Genomic DNA, 16263 nt, shown 5'->3' on the forward strand with positions numbered 1-16263 from the left:
ACAGCGTGGCGGGCTGCTGGTCTTCGTACTCCGCTGCGCTCACTGAACCCGATTCTACCGCCACCGTCAGTCCTGCCGAGCGTGCGGGACGCCGCCGTCAGGGGTCCGGCGGACCAGGGATGCCGGTCGCAGCACGCCGGCGCCGAAGCGTGCGGCGACCGCGTCGACCGTGGTCTCGGTGTCACGCCACGGCGCGTCGTCGTCCCACAGGGCGTTGCTCGCGGCCGCGGGCACGAGGTTCTCGCCACGGACCCCGATCAACCGGATCTGGTTGCCCGGTCGGTGCAGGACGTCGTACAGCTCGACGGCTTCGCGGTGCAGGCGCTTCGCGACGTCGGTGGGCTCCGCCAGGGTGCGCGACCGGGTCAGGGTGCTGAAGTCGGTGTAGCGGACCTTGAGAGCCACGGTCCGGGCCTGCACGTCGGCCTGGCGCAGGCGGACGGCGACCTTGTCGGCCAGGCGCAGGAGCTCTCGTGCGACGTCGTCGCGCTCGGTCAGGTCGCGGCCGAACGTGACCTCGTGCCCGATCGACTTCTCGCCGACGCCGGTGTCGACCACGCGGGGGTCGCGACCCCACGACAGGTCGTGCAGCCGCTGCCCACCGGCCGGGCCGAGTGCCGACACCAGCGACCCGAGCGGGGTGTTCGCCAGGTCGCCGACCGTGCGGATTCCCCGGCGTTCGAGCGTCTCCTGCGTCTTGCCGCCGACGCCCCAGAGCGCGGACACCGGCTGCGGGTGCAGGAACGCGACGGTGTCGGCGGCGGGCACCACGAGCAGACCGTCGGGCTTCGACCGGCTGGAGGCGAGCTTCGCGACGAACTTGGTCGACGCTGCACCCACAGAGCAGTGCAGGCCGGTCTCGGCGAAGACCGTGCGGCGGATCGCCTGGCCGATCTGCCACGGCGTGCCGTACAGCCGGAGGGCGCCGGCGACGTCGAGGAACGCTTCGTCGATGCCGAGGCGCTCGACCCGCGGGGTGAACCGGTCGAAGATCGCCATCACCGCGGCGGACTGCGCCCGGTACTTCTCGAAGTGCGGTTCGACGATGACGGCGTTCGGGCAGCGGCGCTTGGCGACGGCCATCGGCATCGCCGAGTTCACGCCGTAGCGACGGGCTTCGTAGGTGGCGGCGGTGACGACGGAGCGGTCGGAGTCGTGCCCGACGATGACGGGCAGGCCCACGAGGTCGGGGCGGTCGAGCAGTTCGACGGAGGCGAAGAAGGCGTCCATGTCGACGTGCAGCACGGTCGCCGAGACGTCGTCCACCGGTGCGTCGGAGACGAGGCGGTTGCGTCCGTCCTGCTTGCTCACACCGAGATGATGCCAGTCGCCGCCGACATCGCCGTGCCCGGGGCCGATCGCGATCGGACGGTGCGAGGTTCTGGACGTGGTGCGAGGGTGCGCGGGTGCCACCACGTGCGGAACCTCGCACCGGAGTGCCCCGGAGCGCAGCGCCTCGCGCCGTGCGAGCGCCGCGCTCAGCTGAGCGGGCCGAGCACCGACGCGGCGATCGTCCGCGCCGCGGAGTCCCGCGACGACGGGTGGTACTGCCCCGCCCGGACGTCACGCGCCAGCCGCGCCAGCTCGCTCGACGACCGGAACGCCGAGCCGCCGACCACGCGCATGGCCTCGTCCACGACGTGCTGCGCGGTGTCCACCGCGCGCGCCTTCGTGCCGACGAGCAGCGGGAACCAGCGGGCTCCGAGGTCGTCGAGCTCGTCGACCGACCGCGCCAGCGAGTCGACCTGCAGCGTGATCGCGTCGACCGCACCGCGCAGGTCGGCGATCGCCCGGCGCACGTCGGGGTCCTGCGACCGCGGGGTTCCGTCGGCCTTGGTGCGACCCGCCACGGCGGCCGTCGCGAGCGCGATCGCCCGCTCGGCGACCCCGGCGTACACCGAGGCGATGAGGAGCTCGAACGACGCGAAGATCCCGAACACGAGCGGGTCCTGGTTCGGCCCCACCGGCAGCGACCGGACGATGCGGTCGGCGGGGACGTGCACGCCGTGCAGCTTCGTGGTGCGGCTCTGCGTCGCACGCATCCCGAGCGTGTCCCAGTCGTCCAGGTGCTCGACGTCGCCGTCCGACCGCAGGACGAACCCGTGCACGAGCCGTGGCTCCGGCCCCGAGGTGTCCTTGCCGAAGACGCTCATGACGTCCCACGCCGGTGCGAGGGACGTGGACACCTTCGTGCCGGTGAACCGGTACCCGCCGTCGCCGTCCGGCTCCGCCGTCGTCGACGAGTCGAACAGCACGGCGTCGTTGCCGGGTTCGCTCACCCCGAAGGCGAGCAGGTGGTCGTCCGCAGCGTGGTCGGTGACTGTCTGGAGGAACGACTCGCCTCGCGCACGCACGGCGCGGGCCGCCTGCACCCACACCTGGTGCATGCCGAGGCCGAGTGCCGTCGCCGGCGCGGCCTGGGCGAGGGCGCGCTGCACCCGCGCGGTGCCACGGAGGCCGAGGCCCGCCCCGCCCTGCTCGACCGGAACACCGATCCGCAGGTAGCCGGCGGCGCGGAGCTCGTCGAGGTCCTCGGTGCAGAACGCGTTCGCGGCGTCGTAGCCGGGGGCGCGCTCGGCGATGCGGTCGAGCAGCTCGTCCGGCACCGACCAGCCGACGGCGTCCGTGTTGGCCTTCGTCATGCCACGAGACTAGGGTCCGGAACGTGTCAGATCGTCATCCTTGGACCAGGTACGTCGCGATCGGTGACTCGTTCACCGAGGGGATCGGGGACCCCGACCCCACCGTCCCGGGCGGCAACCGTGGCTGGGCGGACCGCGTCGCCGAGGTGCTCGCACACCAGACCGACGACTTCGCCTACGCGAACCTCGCGATCCGCGGGCGGCTGCTGCAGCAGATCATCGACGAGCAGGCCGAGGCCGCCCTCGCCCTGCACCCGGACCTCATCACGGTGTCCGCCGGCGGCAACGACATCATCCGCCCCGGCTCGGACCCGGACGAGCTCGCCGAGCGCGTGGACCGGCTCGTCGCCGACCTGCGCCGCGACGGAGCGACCGTCGTGCTGTTCACCGGCCCGGACGTCGGGATGACCCCGGTGCTCGGCATGGTCCGCGGCAAGACGGCGATCTACAACGAGAACCTGCACGCTATCGCCCTGAAGCACGGCGCCCTGGTGGCGAACACGTGGGCACTCCGGGTGCTCCGGGACCCGCGGATGTGGGCTCCGGACCGCCTGCACCACTCCCCGATGGGCCACTCGACGATCGCCGCGGCGGTGCTCGACACCCTCGGCGTGCCGCACGGGCTCGAACCGTTCAACCCGGACCCGCTCGAGGCTCGGCCGTGGCGCGAGGCCCGCGCCGAGGACCTCGGCTGGGCCAGGGAGTACCTGGTGCCGTGGGTGGTCCGGCGCATCAAGCACACCTCGTCCGGCGACGGGGTGTCGGCGAAGCGACCCGAGCTGCGGATCGTCACCGAGCACCCCTCCGACACCCCGTAGGCGCGGAGCCGCGGGCCCTCAGCCGGCGGGGCGCCGCAGCGTGAGCGGTCCGTCGTGCAGCGGCTCGGTCTGCCAGCTCGTCGTCGTCGATCCCGTGGTGGGGTCGACCCGGACGTGCGCCAGGTGCGGGGTCTCGACGAACCGCACGTCGACACGGACCGTCCCGTCGTCCGCGACGGCACCGCTCGCGGCGAGTGGGCCCTCGACGGCCCACTCCCCCTGCCCGACCGGCACCGACAGCGAGCCGCCGTCGACGTCGAGCGTGAGTCGCCACCCGTCGCCGTCGCGGGCCAGCGGACCGACGTCGGCGAGGCCCTGCAGCGGACCACCGTCCACGGCGGGCAGTCCCAGGGCGGCGAGCCGGGCCTCCAGGGCGGATGCCGATGCCGCGTCGGACGCGCGGTCGACGGCGGGCAGCAGGTGCTGCCAGACCGCGTCGAGGACGGCCTGCATGTCGAGGCTCTGGCCGGTCATCGCGAGCACGACGTCCTGCTCCGGCAGGACGACGCAGAACTGACCGTAGGCGCCGTCGCCGCGGAAGCCGTGGCGGGCCATCCAGAACTGGAAGCCGTAGCCCTGCGACCAGTCGGGGTTGGCTTCGTCCGGGTTGGCGACCTGCGTGCTGGTCGCCTGCTCGACCCAGTCGGCGTCGAGGATCCGCTCGCCGTCCCAGACGCCGCCCTGCAGGTACAGCTGGCCGAGCTTGGCGACCGCATCCGTCGGGGCGTAGCACCCGCTGTACCCGAGCTCCGCCCCGGTGTCGTCGCGGCGCCAGGCGAGGTCGTCGATGCCGAGCGGGTCGAGCAGGTGCGGGCGGAGCCAGGCGACGAGGGAACCACCGGTCACCCGCCGGACGATCTCGGCGAGGGTGTACGTGCACGGCTGGTTGTAGGCGAAGACCGTGCCGGGCTCCTCGTCCGGCGGGAGCAGCAGGAACCCGCGCACCGTGTTCGTCGGGTCGAGGGCCTCGGCGCGGTCGATCGTCTCCTCGCGGTGACCGCTCGCCATCGCGAGCAGGTGCCGGACGCGGATGCGGCGGCTGCGTTCGTCGGTGACGTCGGCGTCGAGCTCCGGGAAGTACGACAGCACGGTGGCGTCGAGGTCGATCAGGCCCGCCCTCACGGCGATGCCGACCCCGGCCGCGGTGAAGCTCTTGCTCAACGAGTAGAGCAGGTGCACGCGATCGGCGGCGTAGGGCTGCCACCAGCCCTCGGCCGCCACCTGGCCGTGCCGGAGCAACATGATGCTGTGCGGCTCGACGTCGGGCGTGGACTCGAGGGCGTCGAGCAGGGCGGTCACGCCGCCGGGATCGATGCCGAGGGCGGCGGGGGTGGTCCGGGGGAACGTCGTCATCGTCGTCACCCGACCGACTCTACGGTCGGTGGCCGACGGGCGTCACGCCCCCTGGAACGGGTTCGTCCAGCGCCACCAGACGCCGGGGTCGTCGATCGTGCGCTCGAGCACGAGCGGCACCGTCACCGGGTCGTGGTCGGAGATCCGGAACCGGACCTGCCCGACCCGCTCGCCCTTCGTGCCGAAGGTCACCTGCTGCAGCTTCGCCTTCGCGGTGACGGTCGTCTTGCCCCACACGAGCACCTCGGCCGCCTTCGTCGTGACCGCGTCGGCCTCGTCGTGCCACGGGGTCGAGAAGGTGCCGAAGGTCTGCCCCTGGTGGGTGAGCGTCACCACCTGGAAGTTGTCCGCCACGGACCGCAGCAACCGCTGCACGTCGACGTCGAGCGAGTCGTGGTCGACACCGCCGAGCATCACGCCGACGACGGTGACGTCCTTGCCGCCGCGCTCGTACGTCGCCGCGAACAGCAGACAGGCGCCGGCTTCGTCGAGGGTGCCGGTCTTGATCCCCTCGATGCCGTCGAGGCCGAGGAGCTTGTTCGAGTTCTCGATCTGCCCCGCACCGGGCACGGTCACCTGCTTCGTCCCGACGACCTGCTGCACGACCGGATTCGCGAGCGCGAGCTGACCGAGCGCCACCAGGTCGGTCGCGGTGGACCGGTTGTCCGCGTCGAGCCCGGTCGGCTCCTCGATCGTGGTGTCGTCGAGGCCCTGCCGGTCGAGCCACGCGTCCGCCGCACGGTCGTACGCCTCCAGCGACCCGAACGCCCAGATGGCGAGGGCCCCGGCGTAGTTGTTCGCCGACTTCATCAGCATGACCTGCAGGGTCTGGTACTCGGACAGCTTCAGTCCGGGTGGCATCGGCGCGACCTCGCCGTTCACCGCCGCGTACTTGGCGTACAGCCCCTGCATCTCCGGGTTGAAGGCGATCGAGGGCCCCGGCTCGCCCCGCTCGAGGGGCTTCGCGTCGAGGACCACGAGAGCGGTGACGATCTTCGAGATGCTCGCGATCGGCCGGGGCTTCGTGTCGCCGCTGGTCCGCAGGCTCTCCGGGAAGTCGGTCGCCTCGACCGCCGTGGCACCGTAGCCGGGGAACCGCAGGTCCGGCACGCTCGTCGTGGGTGCCGAGTAGGTGGTCGTGCGCGCGCTCGCCGGGGCGAACGGCACGACCGCCGCAGCGACGAGGTAGCCGGCGACGAGGAGCAGGACGGCGACCACCGAGATCGTGACCGGCCTCCGGACGGCGGAGCGGGGGCGACGGACGACTGGTGACACGGGACCCGAGCGTACCGGTCCGCTCCGAGGCCGAGGCTGCGACGGGCTGGTCGGGCTGCCGTTCCGGAGCCGGGGTCGCTGCGCCGTCGGAGTCGGCCGCGACGACAGCGCTCCATCGTTCGCCCGCCGTGTCCCGGGTCCCGACGATGCGTGTGACGGCCGTGTAAACGATGGTCCTACCGATGGACCGAGCAGACCAACCGGCCCTACGGTCGAGGGCATGCACCGTGGACGGAGCCTGAGCCCGCTCGCACAGCACCAGCGAGGGGCGCCGGTCGTCGTTCGAGTGGGCATGCAACGCCACCCGGCGTCCGCGTACCTGTCCGCAGCGACCGACTTCGACATCTCGCAGGTGGTGGACCTGGCCACCGGTGTCCACGCCCGCATCCGCAAGGCCGACTTCGAGGAGCCCGCCCGATGACCACGCGGCACACGTCGACGGCACCCGACGGACTGCTCGAGGCGCTCGACGCCTACGAGACCGCCCTGCTGGCGAACGACCTCGACGCGCTCGACGCCGCCTTCGTCGACTCCCCCGACACGATGCGCGGCGACGACCGTGGCCTGCTCGTCGGGCACGACGCGATCAGCGCGTTCCGCGGGGCGCGGGGTGGGGTCGCGACCCGGTCGCTGACGCACGTCGAGGTCCGCCCCCTGACCGAGGACCGCGCCCTCGTCGTGTCGGTGTCCCGGTTCGCCGCGGGTGGGCATGGCCTCCAGACCCAGCTCTGGCGCCGCGACGGCGGCGCCAGCGTCGCCGGCCCGCGCTGGCGCATCGAGGCGGCCCACGTCGCCGGCCACCCCAGGGCCGTCGACACCACTGTCTGGCGGGCCGTCGGCGACCCGCTCGTCGCCCCCACCGCCTCCGGATCGCTCGACGGCCTGACCGTCGCCGTCAAGGACCTCTACGCCGTCCCCGGCCAACCGGTCGGCGCGGGCAACCCGACGTACCTGCGCGAGGCACCGGTCGGGACCGCACCCGCCGCAGCGGTCACCGCGCTCCTCGCCGCCGGCGCCTCGATCCGCGGGATCGCGCGCACCGACGAGTTCGCGTACAACCTGACGGGGCGGAACGCGCACCACGGCACGCCGCCGAACAGCGCGGCTCCCACCCGACTGCCCGGAGGCTCGTCCAGCGGATCCGCATCGGCCGTCGGCCTCGGCATGGCCGACATCGGGATCGGCACGGACACCGCGGGATCGGTTCGGGTCCCCGCCTCGTACCAGGGACTCTGGGGGCTCCGGACGACGCACGGCACGGTGTCCCGCGACGGGCTGCTCCCGCTCGCGCCGTCGTTCGACACCGTCGGGTGGCTCACGCGGAGTCCCCGGGTGCTGCTCGCCGCCCTCGACGCCACCGTCCCGCCACGGTCCGCGCCGGGCGGGGCGCCCGACCCGACCGTGCTCGTCGTCCCCGAGGAACTGGTCACACTCGTCGAACCGGCCGTCGCCCGGGCCTTCGCCGCCTTCGTCGAGGCGCTCGACGAACCCGTCGCGACCGTCCGGCTGCGCGACCTCGGCATCCCGGACCCAGCAGCGCTGCAGGAGCAGATGCGGCTCGTCCAGGCCGCCGAGGCGCTCGCCGCCCACGGCCCCTGGATCGACGCGCACCCCGGCGCCCTGAGCACCGTCGTCGGTGACCGGTTCCGGGCGGCACGGGCGAACGACCCCGACGCGACCGCGGACGCCGTGGCACGCCTCGACGAGGTCCGTGCGACGATCCGCCGTGCCCTGGACGGTCGGACCCTGCTGTTCCCGACCGTGCCCGGACCCGCACCACTGCTCCACGCGGACACCGCGGCGCTCGAGCACGCCCGGACCGCCACGACGGCGATGACCGCGCTCGCGAGCGTCGGCGGGCTGCCCGCGGTGAGCGCGCCGGCGCTGACCGTGGACGGCGCGCCCGTCGGCGTCTGCCTGGTCGGTGGGCCGGCCACCGACCGTGCCCTGGTGATCCGCGCCGGGCGCATGCTGCCCGACCGGGCCGATCCGGGCCTCCCGACCGTCTCGGTGGTGTGCTAGGAGGCGAGCCGCCGGGCGTGGGTGACCGCCCACAGACCCACGGCGCTCGCCGCGGCCACGTTGAGCGAGTCGACCCCGTGGGCCATCGGGATTCGCACGGTCGTGTCGGCCGACGCGATCGCGGCCGGCGTCAGCCCCTGACCCTCGGTGCCCATCACGAGCGCGACCCTGTCGGGCAGGTCCGCCACGAAGGCGTCGAGGTCGACCGACTCGTCGGTCAGCGCCATCGCGGCCAGGTGGAAGCCCTGCGCGCGGAGTTCCTCGCCCGCGGCGGGCCAGTCGCCGATGCGGGTCCACGGCACCTGCAGGACCGTGCCCATGCTCACGCGGACGCTCCGGCGGTACAGCGGGTCGGCGCACCGCGGACTGACGAGCACCGCGTCGGCGCCGAGGCCGGCGACGCTGCGGAACACCGCGCCGACGTTCGTGTGGTCGACGATGTCCTCGAGCACGACGACGACCTTCGCGTCCCGCACCACGTCGGCGACGCTCGGCAGGTCGGGGCGCTGCATCGCGGCGATCGCACCGCGGTGCATGCGGAAGCCGGTGAGCTCCTCGAGCAGGGCGTCGGCACCGACGAACACGGGACCGTCGTGCTCCGCGACCAGGGGCAGGACGCTGTCGAGCCATTTTTCCTGCACCAGGATGCTCCGCGGCACGTGCCCGGCGCGGACCGCGCGCTCGATGACCGTGTTCGACTCGGCGATGTACAGGCCGCCCTCGGGCTCCGAGACCCGGCGGAGCGCCACGTCGGTGAGCCGGGCGAAGTCGTCGAGACGGGGATCGTCGAGGGAGTCGATGCGGACGGGGTGCACTGGGCTCGTTTCCGTGTGGTGCGGGGGTGTGGGGTGGGGCCGGCGGGCCGGCGGGCCGGCGCTGGCGCGGGTCCGCCGATGTTCCGCTCCGCCTGGGAAGCGACCGGGACGGTCGGGTGTTGAGGGTACCGTGAACAGGGTGCTGGATGATGCTGCGTCGACGACCGGACCGACCACCGGGGCGGCCGCCGGGTCGGTGACCGCCGACGACCTGGACCGCGTCGTCGAGGTGCTCGCGGGCAAGCGCATCGCCGTGCTCTCCGGTGCCGGTCTGAGCACCGACTCCGGCATCCCCGACTACCGCGGCGCCGGGCGGGTGGTGCGCAAGCCGATGACGTTCCAGGAGTTCCTGGCCGACCCCGCGAAACGCCAGCGCTACTGGGCCGGATCGCACCTGGGCTGGCGGAGCTTCGCGTCCGCCGTGCCGAACGACGGGCACCGGGCGCTCGCCGCACTCGAGGACGCCGGGATCGTCGCCGGGGTCATCACGCAGAACGTCGACGGCCTGCACCTGCGCGCCGGGTCCCGCCGCGTCGTCGAGATCCACGGCTCGATGGACCGCGCCGTGTGCCTGCGGTGCGGCCAGGTGTTCTCCCGCTCCGACCTCGCCGCCACCATCGACCGGGCGAACCCCTGGATCGATGAGCCCGGGTCCGTGCAGCTGCAACCGGACGGCGACGTCGAGATCACCGACGTCGAGCGGTTCGTCGTTCCCGCGTGCTCCGTGTGCGGCGGCGACCTGAAGCCCGACGTCGTGTTCTTCGGCGAGTTCGTGCCGGCCGAGAAGTTCCGCGAGGCCGTGTCGATCGTCGCCGACGCCGACGCGCTGCTCGTCGTCGGTTCGTCCCTCACCGTGAACTCGGGCGTGCGGCTGGTCGACCACGCCGCGCGTCGCAAGAACCCGGTGGTCATCGTGAACCGCGGCGAGACCCGCAGTGACCGCCGGGCCGCCGTGAAGCTCGACGCCGGCACCACCGAGACGCTCGTGCACCTGGCGGAGCGGCTCAGCGCGGCGGCATCGACCGACTAGCCGGTCGCGGTCGACGGACGGGTCTGCCGGGCGCCGGGCGCGTCTGCGAAGATCGTCGGGTGACGACCCTCCTGTACCTCGTCCGGCACGGCGAGACCGACTGGAACGCGCAGCGCCGCATCCAGGGCTCGACGGACATCCCGCTCAACGACACCGGTCGACGGCAGGCCGCCGAGGCCGCCGAGCTCCTGACCCGCCGGCCGTTCGACGCCGTGGTCGCGTCCCCGCTCTCGCGTGCGGCCGAGACGGGCGCGATCATCGCCGACCGCCTGGGCCTCGACGCGCCGACGACGTACCCGGGCCTGGCGGAGCGCTCCTACGGCGAGGCCGAGGGGCTGACCGACGACGAGGTGTCGGCACGGTACCCGCACGACGACATCCCCGGTCGGGAGTCCCGCTCCGCGCTGCTCGCCCGCGTCACCGAGACCCTCGGCGAGATCGCGGTCCGGTTCGATGCCGGCGTCGTCGTGGTCGCGACCCACGGGGCGGTGATCCGCAGCGTCGTGAACGCCGCTGCCCCCGGCACCGCCGACCGCCGCCACACCCCGATCCGGAACGGGTCCATCCACTCGTTCCGGTGGGACCCCGAACGCTTCCACGCGGAACTCGTCCGGTTCGACGACCCGATCGACGACGTGTCCGACGCCACCGGTGGGTCGGCGTTCGAGTACCAGAACCCCTTGGAACGCCGGGGCTGACCGGGGGCTAGGCTCCGACGCACCCGCACACCGGGTGAGGGGAGCCACATGTCCGACGACGGAACCAGCCGACACGGCCAGCATGCCCTCGACCAGCAGGACGACGACCTCGACCGGGTGTTCGGTCCCGAGACGGCGAGCGTCCCGAACCGCACCCGGGCGCGCACCTGGTTCGTCATCGGCGGGAGTGTCCTGGCGGTCACCGCGGTCATCGCGGTGGTGCTCGGCTCGATCATCGGGAGCGTCCAGAACGGCATCGGCGGGGTCTTCCCGCGGCCGGACGTCGCGCTCGACCGGTTCGACACGCGGGTGAGTGCCCTGCCCGGCGTCACCGACGTGCGGCACCACACACCGTCGAAGACCGCGTTCGCGAGCTACGACGCCGTCGCCACCGTCCGCGCCGACCCCACGCTCGACACCGCTGCGCGGGGCGAGCTGGTCGCAGCCATCAGTCGGGCTGCCGACGAGTCGGGCGGCAACGGGGTCCGGGTCGTCGTGATCGCCGACCTCGGCAACCTCGAGATCGGCGTCACCGGTGCCGGCGAGGTCGCGGCAAAGCGCCTGGCACTGGCGGACACGCTCGACCACATCGGCGGTGTCACCGAGGTCCGCTGCTCGTGGGAGCGCGGCGGGGACGCCTCCGACGCCGAGGGCGACCAGTCCATCGTCGTGCGGACCCCGGGACGGGGTGCCGCGGTGCCGCCGATCGTGTCGCGGGTGACCCAGGAGACGCACAGGGTGTTCCCCGGGGCGGACGTGCAGGTCATCGCGCCGGAGTGATCGTACGGTGGTCCTGCGGTGGCCCCGGGGTGGTCGCCCGTGGTTCCGCGGGCGACGTGGAACCAGCGCCAGCTCTCAGCCCCGCTGGTCCCCCACGGCCCGCTCGACGGCCCGGACGACCTGCTCCGCCGAGTCCCGCCACCGGAACCGGCCGGCACGCTCGATCGACTGCCGCGAGGCCTCGTCCCACCGTTCCTCGACCCGCCGGACGGCAGCGGCGACCGCGGACGGCGACGCCGGGTCGAAGTACTCCGCAGCGGAGCCGCCGATCTCCCGGAAGATCGGGATGTCGCTGACGACGACGGGGGTCCCGACGCCCATCGCCTCGACGAGCGGGATGCCGAACCCCTCGTCGTACGACGCGGTCGCCAGCGCCGTGGCCGAACGGAGCACGGACAGGTACTCCTCGTCGGTGGCACCGTCGTGGAACACGATCGCCCCCGCGGGAGCGAGCCCCTCGAGCCGTGTCCGGTCGGCGTCGGACACCCGCGACATGCAGTGCAGCGTCCAGTCCGCCCCGAGGAGCGGGAGCGCCGCCGCGAGCGTCTCGACGTTCTTGTAGGGCATGAACGACCCCATGTAGACGAGCGAGCGTTCGCGTGGCGCTCCGGTCGCCCGCGGTGTCGCCGGGTCGGCCGCGTTGTAGGCGACCGTCACGGGCCGCTTCGTCAGCCGGTGCTCGGCGATCAGCCCGGCGGTCGTCTCCGACACCGTCACCACCCCGTCGGCGCCGTTCAGCAGGAACCGCTGCGGCGCCCAGGACAGGTGGAAGGCCCGCCAGCCGAGCCGCAGCGGCCACGAGAACTCCCGCGGGGGTGTGCGGTTGCGGTAGTAGATCAGGTCGTGCAGCGTCAGGACGAGCGCGTACCGACGACCCCGCGAACCCATCGTCTGCATCGGCGAGAACACCGCGTCGAGCCCGAGCCGGTTGACGCGCCGGGCGACCAGCGGCTCCCCCGCGTCCGTCGGTGCGGGCAGCAGCTCCCACGGCAGGTCGCTCGGCAGCGACTCGAGCTGGCGCTCGTCGCTGACGAGCAGCACGTACCCGTGCCGCTCCGGCAGGTGCGCGACGACCCCGGCGGTGAACCGGCTGATGCCGTCGTGCCGGCCGATCCGCACGTACCGGCAGTCGATGCCGATGCGCAGGCGCGTCACGACGCGTCCGCCGTCCGGGAGGCCCGCCCCGCCCCCGACGGTCGGCGGTCCGTGGCGGCCGCGCCGCGTCCAGTTCGTCCCTGCCGTCCGGCACGACCGGTCGTGTCCGCCATCCGGCGGAGCACCGCCGCCGCGGCCGGAGCCGGCGTCTCGTAGTGCACCAGGTGGCCGACACCCGGGATCACGACGAGCTCGGCGTCACGCAGACGCTCGGCGAGTGCGCGCTGTTCGGGGACGGCGGTGATGTCGTCGTGCTCGGCCGCGACGAGCAGCACGGGCACGTGGATCCGGTCGGCGTACTCGGACACGTCGTGGGTGACCGAGGTGCGGAACGCCTCGAGCACGCTCGTGCGGTTCGCGAAGGCCGAGAAGTAGCGGTCGTGCTGGTCGTGTACCCATCGGCGGACGGCGGCGTCGTGGGACTTCAGCATCGCGATGCTCATCGCCCGGACGATCGCGCCGTTCCGCAGGATCCCGAGCCCGATCGGCTTCGGCAGCACCGCGCCGGCGCGGTAGTACCCGATCGCGATCGCGGTCCCGACGGCACGCGGTCCCTGCAGGGCCGGGGCCGCGATCGGGTTGACGAGGACGAGCAGTCGGGTGTCGAGCCCGGCGGCGACGGTGGCCGACACCACGATCGACCCGAACGAGTGCCCGAGCACCACGGTGTCGCGGCCGAGCCCGAGCGCGGCGTGGAACCCGTTCAGCCAGACCACGTACGCGTCGATGTCCGACACCGGCAGCGGATCGGACACGCCGAAGCCGGGCAGGTCCGGCACGATCACGCGCGCACCCTGCAGGTGCGCGGCGATGGTCTCGAGGCCGTGGTGGTCCCCGCGGAACCCGTGCACGGCGAGCACGGTGCGATCCGAGTCCTCGGGCCCGTAGACCCAGTAGTGCGTGGTCCGGCCGTCGACCTGGACGGCCCGGTGCACGACCGGGGTGGCGGCCATCAACGACTGGTACGGGGAGAGCACGGGCGGTTGCATCCGCGCCAGTCTAGGGAGCGAACCGCACGAAACCCCGGACACCCGCAGCATCTCGCGCCTATCGTGTCCGGGGCGGGCCGCAAGACCGGTCCGTCGACGACGACGAGGAGCACGGTGACCTTCACAGCCCCGATCCAGCTGCCCGGCCTGACGCTCGACCCGCAGTGGTACAAGCGCTCGGTCTTCTACGAGTGCATGATCCGGTCGTTCGTCGACTCCAACGGGGACGGCATCGGCGACATCCAGGGCGTGATCGGCAAGCTCGACTACCTGCAGTGGCTCGGCGTGGACGCCCTGTGGCTGCCGCCGTTCTTCCAGTCGCCGATGCGCGACGGCGGCTACGACATCGCCGACTACAAGGCGATCCTGCCGGAGTTCGGCACGCTCGACGACTTCCGCGAGCTCGTCACGAAGTCGCACGAGCGGAACATGCGCATCGTGATCGACATGGTGATCAACCACACCAGCGACCAGCACGAGTGGTTCCAGCAGTCCCGCGAGGACCCGGACGGCCCCTACGGCGACTTCTACGTCTGGCGGGACACCGACGAGGACTACTCGAACATCCGCATCATCTTCGTCGACACCGAGGAGTCCAACTGGACCTTCGACCCGGTCCGACGACAGTTCTTCTTCCACCGCTTCTTCTCGCACCAGCCCGACCTGAACTTCGAGAACCCCGCGGTCATCGAGGCGATCTACGACGTCGTCCGGCACTGGCTCGACATGGGCGTCGACGGGCTCCGGCTCGACGCGATCCCGTACCTGTTCGAGTCGGAAGAGGGCAACGGCGAGGGCGAGCCGGAGACCCACGAGTTCATCAAGAAGCTCCGCGCGATGGTCGACGACGAGTACCCCGGTCGTGTGCTCCTGGCCGAGGCGAACCAGTGGCCGCGCGAGACGGCGGCGTTCTTCGGCACCGACGAGGAGCCCGAGTGCCACATGGCGTTCGACTTCCCGGTGATGCCGCGCATCTTCTACTCGCTCCGTGCCCAGCACGCCGCCGAGCTCAAGGCGATCCTGTCCGAGACCCTCGACGTGCCGGCCAGCGCGGCGTGGGGCGTCTTCCTCCGCAACCACGACGAGCTCACGCTCGAGATGGTGAGCGAGGAGTACCGGCAGGCGATGTACGGCTGGTACGGCTACGACCCGCGGATGCGCTCGAACATCGGTATCCGCCGTCGTCTCGCGCCCCTGCTCGACAACTCCCGCGCCGAGCTCGAGCTCATCCACGCCCTGCTGTTCTCGCTGCCCGGATCACCGTTCCTGTACTACGGCGACGAGATCGGGATGGGCGACAACATCTGGCTGCCGGACCGCGACTCGTCGCGCACGCCGATGCAGTGGACGCCGGACCGCAACGCCGGCTTCTCGACCGCCGACCCGGGCAAGCTCTACCTGCCCGTCGTCCAGTCGCTCGTGTACAACTACGCGCAGGTCAACGTCGAGGCGCAGCTCGCCCAGTCCCGCTCGCTGCTGCACTGGGTCCGGAACGTCATCCACACGCGCAAGGCCCACCCGGTGTTCGGCCTCGGGTCCCTGCACGTGCAGGAGACCTCGAACGACTCGGTGCTCGCCTTCGTCCGCTCGTGGGAGGGCTCCGGCCAGCAGTTCGGCCCGTCCGCCGAGGACGTCCTGTGCGTGTTCTCGTTCGCGACGAACCCGACCTCGGTCACGGTGTCCGCTCCGCAGTTCGCGGGGCGTCCGCTCTACGACCTGTTCGGCGGCGGCTCGTTCCCGTCCTTCGACGAGGACGGCAACGTGACGCTGACCATGGGCACGCAGTCGTTCTACTGGCTGCACGTCGGCGCGCCGACCCGGTAGTCGGGGGTGTCGGTGCGTCCCGTTAGCCTGACCGCGTGACGTTCCCCACAGCACAGCTCGACGCGCCCGCTCCGTCCCAGGACCTCACGGGTCGCCCCTGGTGGCACGCGCTGGGCGTCTTCGACCTCGAGACCACCGGGGTCGACGTCGAGACGGCCCGCATCGTCACAGCCCACGTCGGCCTCATCGACATGACCGGGGCCTCCATCGTCGAGGGTGCGTGGATAGCCGACCCCGGCGTGCCGATCCCCGAGGGCGCTGCCGCCGTGCACGGCTACACGACCGAGCGCGCCCAGGCCGAGGGGCGTCCCGCGGCCGAGGTCGTGGCCGAGATCATCGCCGCGATCGAGGCCGTGTTCGCACGGGGCATCCCGCTGGTGATCTACAACGCCCCGTACGACCTCACCGTCCTCGACCGCGAAGCGAAGCGGCACGGGTTCGCCTCCCCCGTCATCGGCAACGTCGTCGACCCGCTGGTGATCGACAAGGCGCTCGACACCTTCCGCAAGGGCAAGCGCACGCTCGAAGCCGCGTCCGAGCTCTACGGCGTCACGCTCGACGACGCGCACGACGCCGGAGCCGACGCGATCGCTGCCGGGCGTGTCGCCCAGGCCATAGCGGGCAAGTACCCGGACGAGCTCGGCATCTCCGCCGAAGAACTCCACCGCAAGCAGGTCGGCTGGTGTGCCGAGCAGGCCACCTCGTTCCAGGACTACATGCGCAAGAAGCGCGACCCGACGTTCACCGCCGACGGCCGCTGGCCCCACCGCAACGGCGCCTGACCCCGCACGGCCCCCGCTGGACACCGGTGTTCGCGCGCCGAACACCCGCAGAACGCGGCGTGACGCGCCAACACCGGTGT

At 72.5% G+C, this 16263-nt stretch carries 15 protein-coding genes; 8 read left to right on the forward strand and 7 right to left on the reverse strand.

The genetic code is table 11. The features are described 5' to 3' along the window. Positions 1 to 66 precede the first annotated feature (66 nt). Together dinB and DEJ35_RS09190 are read right to left on the reverse strand one after the other, a co-directional pair. Positions 67 to 1311 carry a DNA polymerase IV gene (gene dinB, locus DEJ35_RS09185; RefSeq protein ID WP_111091512.1) on the reverse strand — a complete coding sequence of 415 codons (1245 nt, stop codon included), beginning with the start codon at positions 1309 to 1311 and terminating at the stop codon, positions 67 to 69. Positions 1312 to 1478: 167 nt separating this feature from the next. Beyond that, on the reverse strand, positions 1479 to 2642 hold the full coding sequence (locus tag DEJ35_RS09190) for an acyl-CoA dehydrogenase family protein (RefSeq protein ID WP_111192612.1): 1164 nt from the start codon (positions 2640 to 2642) through the stop codon (positions 1479 to 1481). A 23-nt stretch (positions 2643 to 2665) separates the two neighbouring features. Between DEJ35_RS09190 and DEJ35_RS09195 the strand changes: the two genes are divergently transcribed. Continuing rightward, complete coding sequence (locus DEJ35_RS09195; protein WP_110862774.1) at positions 2666 to 3460, forward strand: SGNH/GDSL hydrolase family protein; 795 nt, start codon at positions 2666 to 2668, stop codon at positions 3458 to 3460. Positions 3461 to 3478: 18 nt separating this feature from the next. On the opposite strand, the gene DEJ35_RS09200 is transcribed toward DEJ35_RS09195, so the two are convergent. Continuing rightward, positions 3479 to 4813, reverse strand: coding sequence for a serine hydrolase (locus DEJ35_RS09200; RefSeq protein ID WP_181435560.1), 1335 nt, complete (start codon positions 4811 to 4813; stop codon positions 3479 to 3481). Between the two features lie 42 nt (positions 4814 to 4855). Beyond that, complete coding sequence (locus DEJ35_RS17270) at positions 4856 to 6088, reverse strand: D-alanyl-D-alanine carboxypeptidase family protein (protein WP_181420191.1); 1233 nt, start codon at positions 6086 to 6088, stop codon at positions 4856 to 4858. A 292-nt stretch (positions 6089 to 6380) separates the two neighbouring features. Here DEJ35_RS17270 and DEJ35_RS09205 point away from each other — a divergent pair, with 292 nt between their 5' ends. Beyond that, a complete protein-coding gene (locus DEJ35_RS09205) occupies positions 6381 to 6509 on the forward strand; it encodes a hypothetical protein (protein ID WP_375342438.1) in 129 nt (42 codons plus the stop codon). Then, positions 6506 to 8110 carry an AtzH-like domain-containing protein gene (locus DEJ35_RS09210; RefSeq protein ID WP_111192614.1) on the forward strand — a complete coding sequence of 535 codons (1605 nt, stop codon included), beginning with the start codon at positions 6506 to 6508 and terminating at the stop codon, positions 8108 to 8110. Before DEJ35_RS09205 ends, DEJ35_RS09210 begins: the two co-directional genes overlap by 4 nt. Here DEJ35_RS09210 and DEJ35_RS09215 read toward each other — a convergent pair. After that, positions 8107 to 8925: an RNA methyltransferase gene (locus tag DEJ35_RS09215; RefSeq protein WP_111192615.1), complete on the reverse strand. Its 819-nt coding sequence runs from the start codon at positions 8923 to 8925 to the stop codon at positions 8107 to 8109. The genes DEJ35_RS09210 and DEJ35_RS09215 overlap by 4 nt on opposite strands. Positions 8926 to 9121: 196 nt before the next feature. On the opposite strand from DEJ35_RS09215, the gene DEJ35_RS09220 reads away from it, so the two are divergent. The 3 genes from DEJ35_RS09220 to DEJ35_RS09230 are packed head-to-tail and all read left to right on the forward strand — an operon-like array spanning position 9122 to position 11433. After that, the gene (locus DEJ35_RS09220; protein ID WP_111091541.1) at positions 9122 to 9955 is read left to right on the forward strand and encodes a Sir2 family NAD-dependent protein deacetylase; all 834 of its coding nucleotides are present in this window, start codon (positions 9122 to 9124) and stop codon (positions 9953 to 9955) included. Between the two features lie 59 nt (positions 9956 to 10014). Beyond that, positions 10015 to 10653 carry a histidine phosphatase family protein gene (locus DEJ35_RS09225; RefSeq protein WP_111192616.1) on the forward strand — a complete coding sequence of 213 codons (639 nt, stop codon included), beginning with the start codon at positions 10015 to 10017 and terminating at the stop codon, positions 10651 to 10653. A 48-nt stretch (positions 10654 to 10701) separates the two neighbouring features. Next, complete coding sequence (locus DEJ35_RS09230; RefSeq protein WP_111192617.1) at positions 10702 to 11433, forward strand: hypothetical protein; 732 nt, start codon at positions 10702 to 10704, stop codon at positions 11431 to 11433. A 75-nt stretch (positions 11434 to 11508) separates the two neighbouring features. Here DEJ35_RS09230 and DEJ35_RS09235 read toward each other — a convergent pair whose 3' ends face one another. Together DEJ35_RS09235 and DEJ35_RS09240 are read right to left on the reverse strand one after the other, a co-directional pair. After that, entirely contained in the window at positions 11509 to 12579 is a 1071-nt protein-coding gene (locus DEJ35_RS09235) for a glycosyltransferase family 1 protein (protein ID WP_111192654.1), read from the reverse strand. A 5-nt stretch (positions 12580 to 12584) separates the two neighbouring features. Next, positions 12585 to 13577 (reverse strand): alpha/beta fold hydrolase, encoded by a 993-nt coding sequence (locus tag DEJ35_RS09240; protein ID WP_258378457.1) that lies wholly within the window; start codon positions 13575 to 13577, stop codon positions 12585 to 12587. A gap of 114 nt (positions 13578 to 13691) precedes the next feature. Between DEJ35_RS09240 and treS the strand changes: the two genes are divergently transcribed. Together treS and DEJ35_RS09250 are read left to right on the forward strand one after the other, a co-directional pair. Next, complete coding sequence (gene treS, locus DEJ35_RS09245) at positions 13692 to 15401, forward strand: maltose alpha-D-glucosyltransferase (RefSeq protein WP_110862788.1); 1710 nt, start codon at positions 13692 to 13694, stop codon at positions 15399 to 15401. A 35-nt stretch (positions 15402 to 15436) separates the two neighbouring features. Further along, positions 15437 to 16183: a 3'-5' exonuclease gene (locus DEJ35_RS09250; RefSeq protein ID WP_111223637.1), complete on the forward strand. Its 747-nt coding sequence runs from the start codon at positions 15437 to 15439 to the stop codon at positions 16181 to 16183. Positions 16184 to 16263: the final 80 nt, after the last annotated feature.

Source organism: Curtobacterium sp. MCPF17_051, assembly GCF_003234595.1.
GTDB lineage: Bacteria > Actinomycetota > Actinomycetes > Actinomycetales > Microbacteriaceae > Curtobacterium > Curtobacterium flaccumfaciens.

Excerpts from the sequence above, each read along its gene's own strand:
- DEJ35_RS09190 (WP_111192612.1), bottom strand. The coding sequence starts at position 2,642 with ATGACGAAGGCCAACACGGACGCCGTCGGCTGGTCGGTGCCGGACGAG.
- DEJ35_RS09200 (WP_181435560.1), bottom strand. The coding sequence starts at position 4,813 with ATGACGACGTTCCCCCGGACCACCCCCGCCGCCCTCGGCATCGATCCC.
- DEJ35_RS09205 (WP_375342438.1), top strand. The coding sequence starts at position 6,381 with ATGCAACGCCACCCGGCGTCCGCGTACCTGTCCGCAGCGACCGACTTC.
- DEJ35_RS09210 (WP_111192614.1), top strand. The coding sequence starts at position 6,506 with ATGACCACGCGGCACACGTCGACGGCACCCGACGGACTGCTCGAGGCG.
- DEJ35_RS09230 (WP_111192617.1), top strand. The coding sequence starts at position 10,702 with ATGTCCGACGACGGAACCAGCCGACACGGCCAGCATGCCCTCGACCAG.
- DEJ35_RS09240 (WP_258378457.1), bottom strand. The coding sequence starts at position 13,577 with ATGCAACCGCCCGTGCTCTCCCCGTACCAGTCGTTGATGGCCGCCACC.